Origin of the sequence: Iodobacter fluviatilis (genome assembly GCF_004194535.1) — a bacterium.
Lineage (GTDB): Bacteria > Pseudomonadota > Gammaproteobacteria > Burkholderiales > Chitinibacteraceae > Iodobacter > Iodobacter fluviatilis_A.
In genome coordinates, this window is the sequence record NZ_CP025781.1 from 1,745,168 (window position 1) to 1,757,470 (window position 12,303).

The following is a 12,303-nucleotide window of genomic DNA, read 5'->3' on the forward strand; positions in this document are numbered from 1 at the left end:
TAAAAAAGGCTGATTTTTATCAGCCTTTTTAGTTTTAAGATACCGCTTTTACTTTCCTAGCCATCCAAATAGCTGCTAAGCCAAAGATGCAGCTTAAATATCCAACCCAATCAAAGTTTATGATTCGTCCATCTCCGGCCTGCGTCATAATCAAGCCCGCTAAAAGGGCCGCTAAGCCAGAGGCAAAGTTCTGTGTTGCTGAGTTAAACGCCATCAAGCGCCCGCGCATTTGCGGTGCAGTTGCCCCCGTAACCATAGCCGTTGCAGGAATAAACCGACCACTCACAAAAACAAAAAAGAGTGTTGAAAACAGCAGCTGCCACCCCACAGAAAGCGAAAAGGTTTGTGTTACCAAGATTAAAGGAATAAAACTTGCCAGCACCAAGTACGCCAAAATACGTCTTGGACTATGCCGATCAATTAAGCCACCAATCACTGGCCTAGAAAATAAAGTCGCCACTCCACCTAGCAAATACATATAAACCAAATCATGCGTGCTTAAACCAGAATTACTAACCATAGTTGAAGCAATATAGGGAATCACGCAAAAGCCCGATAGGGTGAGTAAAGCCGTTACCCCACACGCCCACCAATGGTTACGATCCGCAAATAGCTCTTTATACCCAGTCAACATTCCCTGCGCAGGCTGGCCCTTACTCAAATGCCCTTTCACAGCAGGTAATAGGTAAAAAGCCCCAATCCAAATTAAAACGCACATCACGGATAAAGCCACAAATGGCATTCGCCAATTAGAATGCGCCGCAATAAACAAGCCCAGTGGCACACCAGCTATCGCCGATAAAGAAAAGCCCAGCATCACCCAGCTCATGGCCCAGCCACGCCGCTCTGGTGGGATTAAATCGCCAACTATGGCAAAAATAATCGAACCAATCACACCGCCAAACACGCCTGCCAAACAACGTGCTAGCAAGAGACTATAAAAGCCCGTGGCCAAGGAGCAAGCAAGCGTAGCCAGTACCAAACCCGCATAGCAAAACAATAAAGCCCGCCGCCGATCAAAGCGATCCGCCAGAGATGCCGCCAATAAAGACGCCACACCGGCCGCCAAAGAATAGGCAGAAACCAAAAAACCAAAACGCGCAGTATCAATATGCATTTCGTGCATTAAATCTGGGGCCAGCGGCATTAGGATCATAAAATCAGCAATGCTGGTAAACACCACCAACATCAAGACCAAAAGCATGGCTTGTGTGCGGCGTTCTGGATTAAGCAATTTCGGCATGCAAAAATTCCTGAAGAATAATAAGTAAGGTTATAGCGCTCATGCTAGCAGCCTGTCGGACTTAGCATCAGTCAGCTGCAAAATCACCTGATCGGCCTATATTTCACCAGATTTTTGACCAATAACTCGTTATTGGCGCTGCAAATCCGGCAAAATCTGGTCTCGACCATGCGATTTTTCGCTTCGACCGTCTAAGTCCGACAGGCTGCTAGATATAAGACGGTTCGCTTTGTTTTGTAAAATAAAACAGGCTAAAGAATCCTCAAGCTCAGCCGATAAGAATTAAAACCTCACTGAGAATTGGCCATGAACCCACTCTCCCAACTCAATAGCCGCATGGCTTCTAGCTTTATGCCAAGCAGCACGCCCCCAAACAAGCCTGCACTTACGGGGCAAGCGCTACAAAGTGGTAGCGATATTCTGGCCAAACGCAACCAAGAACTAGGCAACGTCATCACCGATCTGGCACAAAACCTCATGCAAAACTTTGCCAAGCAGATGTTTGGCGATGCCGCCAAGAGCATGACTTTTAGCTTTGATAAAACTGAGCTAAGCAGCTCTTCTAACTTTGCCGCAACAGCACAGCAAAGCGCTGACGGCTCTGCTGCAGCATTTAGGCTAGAGGACAGCAGCCACTTTAATGGCAAAGGTAAACTCTATACTGCTGATGGCCGCCAATTTGATTTTGAAATAGATGTACGCTACAAATCGATAGTTGAAGCCGCATCAGCCAGTACCGCAACACAACAGCCTAGTCAGCCCAATACCAGTCCAAGCAGTGCCTTAAGCAGAATCAATCAACAATTTGCTGGCACAGCAGAAGACTTGCTCAAGCACTTAAGTAGCAAGCCTAGCTACCAACCCTTCCAGCTACTGAAGCAGAGCGATGATGGGCAATCGCTATTAAAATTACTGGGAGAGATGAGCATGCAATTACTCAATCTACCTGGTGGACCAAGGCACCTAGATTTATCAAATAAAGCGGCAGAGGGACACATTCAAGAGCAAGCTTAGCTAGCAGCCTGTCGGGCTTAAGACTGATCTACTACGGAAAAGCCGGATTTGGCCATATTCCACGCATTTTCTCGTTGAATAGCCAGCTATTCGCCTCAAAAACCCGCGAAATCTGTCTCAAACCGGTCTTTCCCTCGCTACGATCGCTTAAGTCCGACAGGCTGCTAGGCACATGATCGACGTTCACCCCCTTACTACTTATGCATGCTGTCTTTGAAATGAACATTTTCAAGTTACTTTAACGGCGCGCTACACAGTAAGTGAACTCATTCTTAGTTTAGCCTAATTACTTACAAATAAAAATGATTCTCAATACAACTTGATCATATAAAGCAATAAAACATCCATGATGCTGCACGCCCTGAGGCTATTTCTTTTACTCTGCCCCTCTTTTTGCTTGGCAGGGAAAACTCTGCGCGTCTGTGGAGGTCAATCAGAATGGCCACCCGCTTCTTACTATTCAGGTACAGACAAAAAAACGATTACAGGCTATTCCGTGGATGTACTGCACAAAATTTTTGAGAACTCCGGCTATCAAATCCAAATTCAGCTATTACCTTGGCCACGTTGCTTAGCCGAAGTGCAAAAAGGAGGTGAGTACCAGATAGCAATGGCGGTTAGCCGCACGCCTGAACGAGAGGCAAAATTTTTATTCTCAAGGCCCTATTTATTTTTAACCCCAGGCTTGGTGTCATTGAAGGCCAAGCAACCATTTCACGCGAATAGTCAAACACTAACAAAATGTGGGGTAAATGGATTTAATTATCAACCCTATAGTATGTTTTCTAGCGCTGAAATAGACACAACAGCGAATAACTATGAGTCAGTCATCCGAAAGCTAAGCATTCGCCGATGTGATTTTTTATTAGAATACGTTGAAATAGCACAAACATTAGTACGATTAGAAGAATTTAGATTCAAAAAAAACATTTATAAAATAGAGAAAATAATTGGAGAAAAATCAGTTCCAGCCCACTTTGCCTTTGGCGTAAACTCAAAATATTCAAAAGAAGTCTTATCTATAATAAATACAAAATTATACCAACTAGAAAAAAATGGACAATTAAAAAACATGACGAACAAATCAACACAATAATAAAATTACTATAACTGCGCGCTAGCAACTCATTTTTCATCTCTAATTTTAAAATTAGAGATGAAAATTATTAAGCCACCCCGTCTATAGCTTTAATAGCTTATCCCACGATGGTTCATTCCCAAATCGTTCAGCTAAAAAATCTAATAAGCTACGTAAAATAATTGGCATATGCCGGCGAGATGTATATAAGCCATAAATGCCAAGCTCGTCCGAGTGGTAATCTGCTAAAAGCTGCACCAATTCACCCGACTCTAAATAAGGTGCCGCACTAAAAGTAGGCTGGTGGGCAATACCAGCCCCTGCCAATGTCGCCTGTAAAATTACATTTGCATCATTCGCGCTAATTGCACCACTCACAGGCACAAAAAAAACCTGCTTCTCTTTTGTAAATCGCCAACCGTTTTTTCCAAAAAAAGCATGGTGTAAACACTGATGCTGCAATAAATCATCAGGCTGCTGAGGTATACCGTGCTCTGCAATATAAGCAGGCGTTGCACAAACCACCGAGCGGCAAATACTTAATTTACGAGCAATCAAGTTAGGGTCTAAATCATTGGTAATGCGAATCGCTAAATCAATGCGCTCATCCACTAAATTAATGCTTCTATCCCCAACGATTAGCTCAACCTGAGTTTGCGGATACTTAGCCACAAAAGCTGCAGCAGCGGCCGCTAGATGCGACTGCGCAAATGAATTGCTGCTCGCCACGCGGATCAAGCCGTGTGGGGCAGCATTTTGATTAAGCGTGATGCCCTGCACATCTTCGGCTAATTCCAGCATTTTACGGCAACGTGGCAAAGCTTCTTGTCCAGCACTACTTAAACCAACGCTGCGCGTAGAGCGATGCAATAAGCGCACTCCCAGCCAGCTTTCTAACTCAGCCAAATACCGCGATACCATCGCCCGTGACATATCCAGCTTCTCTGCCGCTGCAGTTAAGCTACCTTGATCTACCACCTCAATAAACACTCGCATCGCACTTAATCTATCCATGCCTTGGCTACCCGCTTGCAATATGCATTAGATCGAATTATGCAACAAACTAGCGCCTGATTTGGGGTTTTTCTATGCACGGTATACAACTAATCTAGCATCCATTGCTAGACCACACTTAATACAGGAAATAAACCATGTTCAAACCAGCCGCTGTTTTATCCACACTCACACTTGCTCTTGGTATAGCCGCCTCAGCCCAAGCCGCTGAAGCGCCTTTGAAGCTCGAAGTTTATGCCAACACAGATCCAAGCACCTTCGGCGTAGCGTCTACCCTTATCACAGGTAAAACTGAAGCCATCCTGATCGATGCTCAATTCACTCTGGCCGATGCGCACCGCGTGGTGGCTAATGTATTAGCCAGCGGCAAAAAACTGACTACGGTTTACATCAGCCATGGTGACCCTGATTACTACTTTGGTTTAGAAGTGATTACCCAGGCTTTCCCTGGCGTAAAAGTAGTGGCTAGCGCACCAACCATCGCGCATATCAAAAAAACACTCCCAAAGAAAATGGCTTATTGGGGCCCGATATTAGGCACAAACGCGCCTAAAAACCCAGTAGTCCCTGCTCAACTATCAGGTAATACGCTAACTATTGATGGCGAAAAACTAGAAGTAATGGGTTTAGATGGCGATGATGCAGAGCACAGCTTTGTATGGATTCCATCCATCAGAACCATTGCAGGTGGCGTATCGGTATTTGGTAATTTCCACCTATGGACAGCCGATGATGCATCGGTGGCTAAACGCGCTCAGTGGCTAAAAGTACTGGATAAGATGGAAGCTCTGAAGCCTGAAGTAGTCATTCCAGGCCACTTTAAAGCTGGGACTACATTCACCATTGAGCACTTGCAATACAACCGTGAATACCTAAAAGCCTACGATCTTGAGCTAGCGAAGGCGAAAAACTCTGCAGCACTGATTGCTGCCATGAAAAAACGCTACCCAGATGCTGGCCTTGGTATGGCGCTAGAAATTGGCGCTAAAGTAAACAAAGGTGAAATGAAGTGGTAAAACCATGGCTTAATTAAGCCATGTAAAAGGCTCGGCATAGTGAACTACACCCCAAAAGTTGGACACCCGTCCATGTTTTTGGGGTATTTTTATGTCCACGTGGCTTTGTTGCACAAATCAATCTATGAACGAATCGCCCCAAACCCCATCCGGATTTACGCCACGCGCACCGTCACTGGTGTACCCAATTGCGTGCAGCGATTTAAGATCGCAACACACACTTGTAGTTCTGCCACCTGCCGATCAAAATCCCTGGCTATTACCCGTTCACCCAACAGTTTGAAACAGCGTATCTTGGTTTCAGCCAAGCGCCGGCAATGATAGCCACTCCAGTTTTTCCATAGCGTTCAGCCTAAGTACTTCGTGGCGCGAAACGCCTTGTTTCTCGCCCTTTCACCCGACGTATTTTCTTTCCACAGTTGCCCGTTTTTCCGTGTCGAAATGATGGCGGCTGCGTTGCGTAATCGCAGCGTAGCAATCTTTTGCATGGTATGCACCATCACCATGCACGGAAACCAGCACTTCATACTCCTGTATCTGATCAATCAAATCAGGCAAAACTTGTGCATCGCCTACGGCGTTGCACGTCACCTCAATGGCACGTATTTCAAGGGTTTCAGCATCAATACCGATGTGGACTTTTCGCCATTGCCGACGATATTCGGCACCATGCTTTTTCGTACCGATATGACGACCTTAAGGCGTTTTTGTCGTGGCAAATCGCACTGGAATCATGCACTTTCCAATCTAAATGGGCGAGTCGCAGCAAGCTTTCTACAAAGCCTGTTGTTTGGCGTAGCGGGAGATTAAATAAGCACTTGTAGTTAAGCAAAACTGAATGGCAGTGTCGCTAAATTCAGCTTGCCGCCCTTGCTTGTTCGATGGGAGCCCATGCCATTGCATGTTTTTATCTAACCAAACCAACAATGAACCGCGCGATTTAAATACGGCGTGATAAGCGTTCCAATGGGTGGTTTTATACTTGCTCGGTTCAGGTTTGCTCATGCGTTCATTCTAACAGCAGTAAGGCTTGGCCGATTTGTGCAACAGAGCCTAACCATGACCGAATCAAACTGAAGTTAAAAGGGCTGAGTCCTGTGCAATACAGAACCAGCCCTTGAACGCCTAACTTTTATACTGTCCAACTAATTGAGGTGCAGTTCACATAGCTGGGCCTTTTTGCTACATTAATAACTAATGTTACGCACCCATTATGAAAAATCAATGGGTTAGGATTCTCTCAATCAGCTGCAGAGCGTATTTCACCTAAAGGCCTGCGTAACATCAGTTAATAATATTAAACATCAGCTCCTTGTTCAAAATGGGCGCAGCTAGCAAGGCAACTTAATGGTGCACCAATGGGCTCACTTCTTTTGGCCGCGCATTAATAACGGCAGAATGCACAGCGTCGTCTTGTAAACCCTTCCAAAAAACATGCGCTGCCACGGCGTGACTATGATCATTGATTTGCTGCCAAGCCTTAACAGCGTCACTCGCTAGCTCAAACATCACAATAGAGTTGTGCAACTCCACGGCCTGCGCCACCGTTATCATTCCAGCATCACTTAAATAATCAATTAAAGCACCGCGTGATTTTGTGGTGCGCTCATCTGTTGTATCGTAGGTAAGAAATAACACCGCATCACTCATCGCAGTGGATGCCATACGAATAAAATCAACTCGCGACAGAATGCTGACTTTGCCTCGTGGACTCTTAATATCCATGGTAAATCTCCCTAGAAATGAACATTGCTTACTGTGTTCTAGCAGGTTTAAACGACCCCACAATGAATGAAAAAATAGCCCGCTCATCTTGCAAGATATTTATGGCGTTGCAGCAAGATTTATCTAAAGGTATAAGTAAGGAAACCTTTTACAAGAGACAGCTATGGCACGCACAGCATTAATTATTAGTGGAGGCGCACCTAACGCCACCTTGACTGCAGGCGCTTTAGAAGCCTTTCATGAGCTAGGCATCCATGTTGATGTGATCTCTGCTGCTGGCGCAGGAGGCTTGCTGGGCTTAATGTATATCGCCCCGAAGAACGGTGATGTTGTAAGCACTATGCGTAGCTTAAAAGAAATGGGCGTGGCAGATTTTATCTACCGCGCTTTTCCAGTGAATTTCAAGGTTTTCCATAAACCCGGGCCAATGGCAGAAGCCTACCGCCAAGCACTTAGCGCTAATCCAGTGCTACAAATGATGCAACAATGGCCCGTTACTCACACCTTGGCACAGGTATTTAAAGATGGAGCCAGTCTTGCAATCGCAAGCGCAAGCCCAAGCAATTTAAGCAGCGATTCGCTAGGCCTATGCGCCCATATTCCCTTTGCCGAACAAATTATCGACTTTAATGCCTTGCAAGAAGCTGGCCCCGATTTTTGGCTCAATGCTTATAACCTGAGCCAGCACCAAATGGAAAACTGGTCACGTGGCCAAATTGATGTACTCCATTTACAAGCCGCGCTGTCGTTCCCCTATTTATATCCCCCCACTGAAATCAATGGTGATTTCTATATCGAAGGCGCCGCAATTGACTGCCTAAATTTTAAAGATTTACGCAAAAACTATCCTGAGTTAGAAGAAATCATTGTTTTTGATTTATTAGGCGCAGAAAAACTACTGCGTAAACCAAAAAACCTTTGTGACGCTTGGGTCATGTCTATTATGACCCCACTAGTAGAAATTGCTCGTGATGATATTAAATTATTTGAAGCATTACACAGTGATGGCATAACCCTGCATAAGGTGCCATTAATTGATTCCATCGCAGAAGAGCACTTGCCTGATGTATTTGATTGGTCTAGAAGCAATATGGATAGGCTATATCAAACGGGGTATGGCGCAGCTAAGCGTTACTGCGAAAATAATCTGCAACATTTATATAAATAAATTGCTATATATTTTTTGAATTCAAAAAAATAACCGTGCGTTTATTTAAATTTAATGATTTTACCTTAGGGAAAAGAAATTGATCAAACAAGCGGCGCTGCAAACCACTCGTTAGAGCCGCTTGTAATGCCTGCTCAACCTTTGAGTGAAGCTGTGGATAGCGAGGGGAAACATAAAAGACAAAATCCCGCTCATAGCTAAGTAAATAGACTAGCAACCTATCGGACTTAGACGGTCGAAGCGAAAAATCGCATGGTCGAGACCAGATTTTGCCGGATTTGCAGCGCCAATAACGAGTTATTGGTCAAAAATCTGGTGAAATATAGGCCGATCAGGTGATTTTGCAGCTGACTGATGCTAAGTCCGACAGGCTGCTAGGGTCTGTTGACGTTTCATTCACAATACGCGTCTACTCAAAAAAGCACCCCGAATCAATAGGATTATTGAGTTTGATATGAATTTGGGGTGGCTTGCAAGCAGCACCGGCACACCTATTTATGCCTCATAGCCGCCGCAGCCCGCAGCATTACGCTGGAAAATCCACACTCCCGCTTTTAACTCGGGTGGCAGCACGAGGTTACTGAGTGAGGGATCTTCCTGCCAATCAAAGGCTATTTGCGCTTCATAATCCACCCAGTTTCCAGTAATAAAGCGCGAATGGCTGCCAATTACAATGTAGGTCTCTACACCCTGCTTACGGAAAATCTGCTTTTCAAATCGATTACCCGATGGTGGCCATGAGCAAATCACCACCTGCGGGTTAAACCGAGCGAGCGCCGAGGTGGCATCCAAGCACTGCACCGATTCAGGATATTGCAGCACTTTTCCCCAGCTAAAATCATCGCTAGCGGTAATATCCACCCCCACATCACTTAAAAACCGGCTTAGCGTGCCATCCCCAGCGGCAATTTCTACGCAACGCCGTTGGCCAATGATTTTTGCTAATTCAGCAATCAGTTCTTGGCTATAAAAACAGTAAATGCCGCGCTTTTCCACCAGCGGCATCAGCAAGCGCTTTTGCCATAGCAGCGGCCAAATCAGCTTAAAAGATCGCATAGAAACGGGTTTTCTGACTAAATCGTGCTGAAACAATAATTTTTGCGCCAACACCCCATTAAACAAATTAAATCTCACCTTGCCGGTATACACGCCGGTTGCCGCAGAAAAAGCATATTGGCGCAGTGCCAGCTCACTCATACGCTGGCGAATTTGTGCACGCACAAAATCAGCAAAGGCACGCCCATTGCGCTCTCCTGATAAAAAGCGCGCATCTGGCTTAACCCGCTTTGATGCTTTCTCCACAAGCTGCTTCAGCTCCACAGGATCACGCCGTGCAAATACCGCGCTTAACTCATCTCTGACTAATAACCAATCCTCTGGGCAGGCTTCGCTTAAGGCCTGTAGTCTTGGACCATTTTGTAGCCATTGCCACTGCTGCTCGGGGGTTTTAGGGCTCAAGAATAGACTCCGAATCATTGATCTCTATGGCAGGTATCATCCACTCAATACACAAAAATCACGAGCATGAACAATGACATGCTATCCCACTAGCGCATCTGTACACTTGCGTATCTTTAGTTCTTTTCGTGGATAAAAACAGCACTAAGCAACATCTAGATTAGTTTTACGTTGCCCCATAAAAAAATGCAAACTGGCAAACCAGTTTGCATCAAAGGAGAGAACTACAACCCAGCCTAAGCTGGGGTACAACTTACTTACCGCCGAGGGTTTCCAATACTTCCCACTTGCCGCCTTTCACTTTATAAACAGTGAGGCTACCATCTTGCAAATCACCCTTATCATCAAAGCTAATATTGCTAGACGTTACACCGCTGTGCTTGATTTTAGCCAACACTGGCAGGTATTTAGCTGGGCTAGCCGAGCCTGCGGCTTGCATCGCTGCCAACATCAAACGGGTAGAGTCGTAGCCGTATGGGGTGTAAATTTCTAGCTCACCATATTTGGCTTTATAACGCGCAGCAAAGTCTTTACCCCCTGGCATTAGATCCAAGGGCTGACCTGCCAGCGCAGCAATTGTGCCTTCCCCATCTGGGCCGGCTAATTTCAAGAAGGTGTCTGAGCGCGTCATTTCACCAGAAACAATCGGTACATTAATGGCTAAACGCTTCTTTTGCCGCGCCATAGGGCCAGATTGTGCGTCGGTGCCGCCATAGAAAATCACATCAGGCTTAGCGCCTTTGATAGAGGTGAGAATCGAGGTGAAATCAGTTTCTTTATCGCTGGTGAATTCACGTTTTACGATTTCTGCACCGGCAGCCTTAGCGGCTTTTTCAAACTCATCGGCCAAGCCTTGGCCATAGGCGGAGCGATCGTCGATAATGGCGATTTTTTTGGCACCCAGCTTTTCTACCGTGTATTTGCCAATCACTGAGCCAAGTTGTGAATCAGAAGTCAGCGAGCGGAAAGTGGTTTTAAAGCTCTGAGCGGTATAAGCAGGCGCGGTGGCCATCGCAATTTGTGGCAGGCCAGCGTCAGAATAAATCTTGGAGGCGGGAATCGCACAACCAGAATTAAAGTGGCCGATAATCCCTGCCACTTTGGCATCCACAAACTTCTCTGCAACTTGGGTGGCGGTTCTTGGATCAGCCATATCGTCTTCGGCCACCAGCTCAAACTTAACAGGCTTACCATCCAGAGTCGGTTTTGTTTCGTTTACATCGTCAATCGCCAGCTGCACCCCGTTTTGGTAGCCCTTGCCATAATGTGCTTGCGGCCCAGTCAGTGGTGCCGCAAAGCCAATTTTTACTACAGAAGAATCAGCCACCGCCGCAACGGTAGCAGAGGAAGTTTCTGCAGTATTGGTTTCTGTTTTTTGCCCACAAGCGGTAAGCGCTAAAGCAAGAGCTGCAGATAATACAGCCGATTTTTGAACAAATTGCATAAACAAGATCCCCTCGAATGTGTTTATGCAATGTGGGCGTGTTCAATTTTTACAGCAATCGGGGGTTTCCTGAACAGGGTTTAGATTCAGCGCATAAGTCAAAGTCTGCAATGTGTAATCACAGCGTATAACACCGTTAAACATGGCGTAATACGCGGCAATTTGCAGCTAACTACTCTTTTTATTAGCTAAAATACAAAGCATCGATCAGCTGCGTAGTTGATTTAATTGCTCAATGCTTGGAGCAAAAAATGCCCCCCCGTTACGGCTCTGGTGAAATTCAACATATGATCGACACGCCCATCCGAGGTGGGTGCAATCATGCGAGTGAGCATTTTTTCAAATACCTCTGGCGTTTTACAGTAGGAAATAAAATAAAGGCCTTTTTCGCCTCCTGGCTGGCCATAGGGCATAGAGTGGCGAAGGAGCGCTAATTCTTCGCCGTCTTCTTCGATAATCACACGGCTAATATGCGCGGTATGTGGGCGATCTTCATCAGGCAGCTCTTCATTGCTTTCCTTGGTTCTGCCTATCACCGTTTCTTGCTGGCGCACTGGCAACTGCTGCCATTGATCCATACGATGCACATAGCGCTGCAGATGAATATAACTACCACCTGCCCAGTCCTGATCAGCGGAATCGACCAAGGCTACTTCTGCTCGTTCTTCATCCTGCGGGTTTTCTGTGCCATCAACAAAACCCGTCAAATCGCGGCAGTCCCGATAGCGAAAACCATGCACGGTTTCTATAGACTCTAACCACTCCGCCATATCTGCGGTAATTAAATCTGCTAGCTCATACAGTAAATCAAAGCGCTCTCCACGCAGGTGCAGTAGCACATCTGCATCTGAGCTAGGCGCAGGATGAATGGCCCCAGAAATAAATGGAAATTGACGCAGTTCTGCCGGTTTTTTGCTGTAAAGCTCAGGCCAAACTTTAGGGCCAAAGGCAATTACACCAATAGCTAAGCGATCTTCTTCTTGCAAACGCGCAATACGTTCAGGAAAACTGGCGAGTAGCGCCTTAAGCCGCACATCCGCGCGCCTGCCCAACCTGCGCCGTAGCAATACAAATAGGGCGTGGCCATTAGCAACCGGCAATATTCCGCTTTGTGGGGTCATGCAAAGAATCCTTTAATCAATC

At 45.9% G+C, this 12,303-nt stretch carries 11 protein-coding genes and 1 pseudogene; 5 read left to right on the plus strand and 7 right to left on the minus strand.

From position 1 onward, the window contains the following. Positions 1-34: 34 nt before the first annotated feature. Positions 35-1,243: an MFS transporter gene (locus tag C1H71_RS07795; protein ID WP_130106044.1), complete on the minus strand. Its 1,209-nt coding sequence runs from the start codon at positions 1,241-1,243 to the stop codon at positions 35-37. A gap of 306 nt (positions 1,244-1,549) precedes the next feature. Between C1H71_RS07795 and C1H71_RS07800 the strand changes: the two genes are divergently transcribed. After that, positions 1,550-2,257: a hypothetical protein gene (locus C1H71_RS07800; RefSeq protein WP_130106045.1), complete on the plus strand. Its 708-nt coding sequence runs from the start codon at positions 1,550-1,552 to the stop codon at positions 2,255-2,257. A gap of 346 nt (positions 2,258-2,603) precedes the next feature. Continuing rightward, positions 2,604-3,353 carry a substrate-binding periplasmic protein gene (locus C1H71_RS07805; protein WP_130106046.1) on the plus strand — a complete coding sequence of 250 codons (750 nt, stop codon included), beginning with the start codon at positions 2,604-2,606 and terminating at the stop codon, positions 3,351-3,353. Between the two features lie 84 nt (positions 3,354-3,437). Here the strand turns inward: C1H71_RS07805 and C1H71_RS07810 are convergent, their stop codons facing one another. Beyond that, complete coding sequence (locus tag C1H71_RS07810) at positions 3,438-4,349, minus strand: LysR family transcriptional regulator (RefSeq protein ID WP_130106047.1); 912 nt, start codon at positions 4,347-4,349, stop codon at positions 3,438-3,440. Positions 4,350-4,486: 137 nt separating this feature from the next. Here C1H71_RS07810 and C1H71_RS07815 point away from each other — a divergent pair, with 137 nt between their 5' ends. Continuing rightward, positions 4,487-5,365 carry an MBL fold metallo-hydrolase gene (locus tag C1H71_RS07815; protein ID WP_130106048.1) on the plus strand — a complete coding sequence of 293 codons (879 nt, stop codon included), beginning with the start codon at positions 4,487-4,489 and terminating at the stop codon, positions 5,363-5,365. 155 nt (positions 5,366-5,520) lie between these two features. On the opposite strand, the pseudogene C1H71_RS07820 reads toward C1H71_RS07815, so the two are convergent. After that, positions 5,521-6,370, minus strand: a pseudogene (locus C1H71_RS07820) (IS5 family transposase). 32 nt (positions 6,371-6,402) lie between these two features. Between C1H71_RS07820 and C1H71_RS21915 the strand changes: the two are divergent. After that, positions 6,403-6,486 carry an IS3 family transposase gene (locus tag C1H71_RS21915; RefSeq protein WP_374704456.1) on the plus strand — a complete coding sequence of 28 codons (84 nt, stop codon included), beginning with the start codon at positions 6,403-6,405 and terminating at the stop codon, positions 6,484-6,486. Positions 6,487-6,709: 223 nt separating this feature from the next. Here C1H71_RS21915 and C1H71_RS07825 read toward each other — a convergent pair whose 3' ends face one another. Next, positions 6,710-7,090 carry a hypothetical protein gene (locus C1H71_RS07825; protein ID WP_130106049.1) on the minus strand — a complete coding sequence of 127 codons (381 nt, stop codon included), beginning with the start codon at positions 7,088-7,090 and terminating at the stop codon, positions 6,710-6,712. Positions 7,091-7,253: 163 nt separating this feature from the next. Between C1H71_RS07825 and C1H71_RS07830 the strand changes: the two genes are divergently transcribed. Continuing rightward, positions 7,254-8,258: a patatin-like phospholipase family protein gene (locus C1H71_RS07830; RefSeq protein ID WP_130106050.1), complete on the plus strand. Its 1,005-nt coding sequence runs from the start codon at positions 7,254-7,256 to the stop codon at positions 8,256-8,258. 495 nt (positions 8,259-8,753) lie between these two features. Here the strand turns inward: C1H71_RS07830 and C1H71_RS07835 are convergent, their stop codons facing one another. From C1H71_RS07835 to C1H71_RS07845, 3 genes are all read right to left on the minus strand, one after another. Further along, positions 8,754-9,716: an SAM-dependent methyltransferase gene (locus tag C1H71_RS07835; RefSeq protein ID WP_130106051.1), complete on the minus strand. Its 963-nt coding sequence runs from the start codon at positions 9,714-9,716 to the stop codon at positions 8,754-8,756. A gap of 253 nt (positions 9,717-9,969) precedes the next feature. After that, the gene (locus tag C1H71_RS07840) at positions 9,970-11,160 is read right to left on the minus strand and encodes a branched-chain amino acid ABC transporter substrate-binding protein (RefSeq protein WP_130106052.1); all 1,191 of its coding nucleotides are present in this window, start codon (positions 11,158-11,160) and stop codon (positions 9,970-9,972) included. A gap of 224 nt (positions 11,161-11,384) precedes the next feature. Beyond that, positions 11,385-12,281, minus strand: coding sequence for a Dyp-type peroxidase (locus tag C1H71_RS07845; RefSeq protein ID WP_130106053.1), 897 nt, complete (start codon positions 12,279-12,281; stop codon positions 11,385-11,387). Positions 12,282-12,303 lie beyond the last annotated feature (22 nt).

Excerpts from the sequence above, each read along its gene's own strand:
- C1H71_RS07795 (WP_130106044.1), bottom strand. The coding sequence starts at position 1,243 with ATGCCGAAATTGCTTAATCCAGAACGCCGCACACAAGCCATGCTTTTG.
- C1H71_RS07800 (WP_130106045.1), top strand. The coding sequence starts at position 1,550 with ATGAACCCACTCTCCCAACTCAATAGCCGCATGGCTTCTAGCTTTATG.
- C1H71_RS07805 (WP_130106046.1), top strand. The coding sequence starts at position 2,604 with ATGATGCTGCACGCCCTGAGGCTATTTCTTTTACTCTGCCCCTCTTTT.
- C1H71_RS07810 (WP_130106047.1), bottom strand. The coding sequence starts at position 4,349 with ATGGATAGATTAAGTGCGATGCGAGTGTTTATTGAGGTGGTAGATCAA.
- C1H71_RS07815 (WP_130106048.1), top strand. The coding sequence starts at position 4,487 with ATGTTCAAACCAGCCGCTGTTTTATCCACACTCACACTTGCTCTTGGT.
- C1H71_RS07825 (WP_130106049.1), bottom strand. The coding sequence starts at position 7,090 with ATGGATATTAAGAGTCCACGAGGCAAAGTCAGCATTCTGTCGCGAGTT.
- C1H71_RS07830 (WP_130106050.1), top strand. The coding sequence starts at position 7,254 with ATGGCACGCACAGCATTAATTATTAGTGGAGGCGCACCTAACGCCACC.
- C1H71_RS07840 (WP_130106052.1), bottom strand. The coding sequence starts at position 11,160 with ATGCAATTTGTTCAAAAATCGGCTGTATTATCTGCAGCTCTTGCTTTA.
- C1H71_RS07845 (WP_130106053.1), bottom strand. The coding sequence starts at position 12,281 with ATGACCCCACAAAGCGGAATATTGCCGGTTGCTAATGGCCACGCCCTA.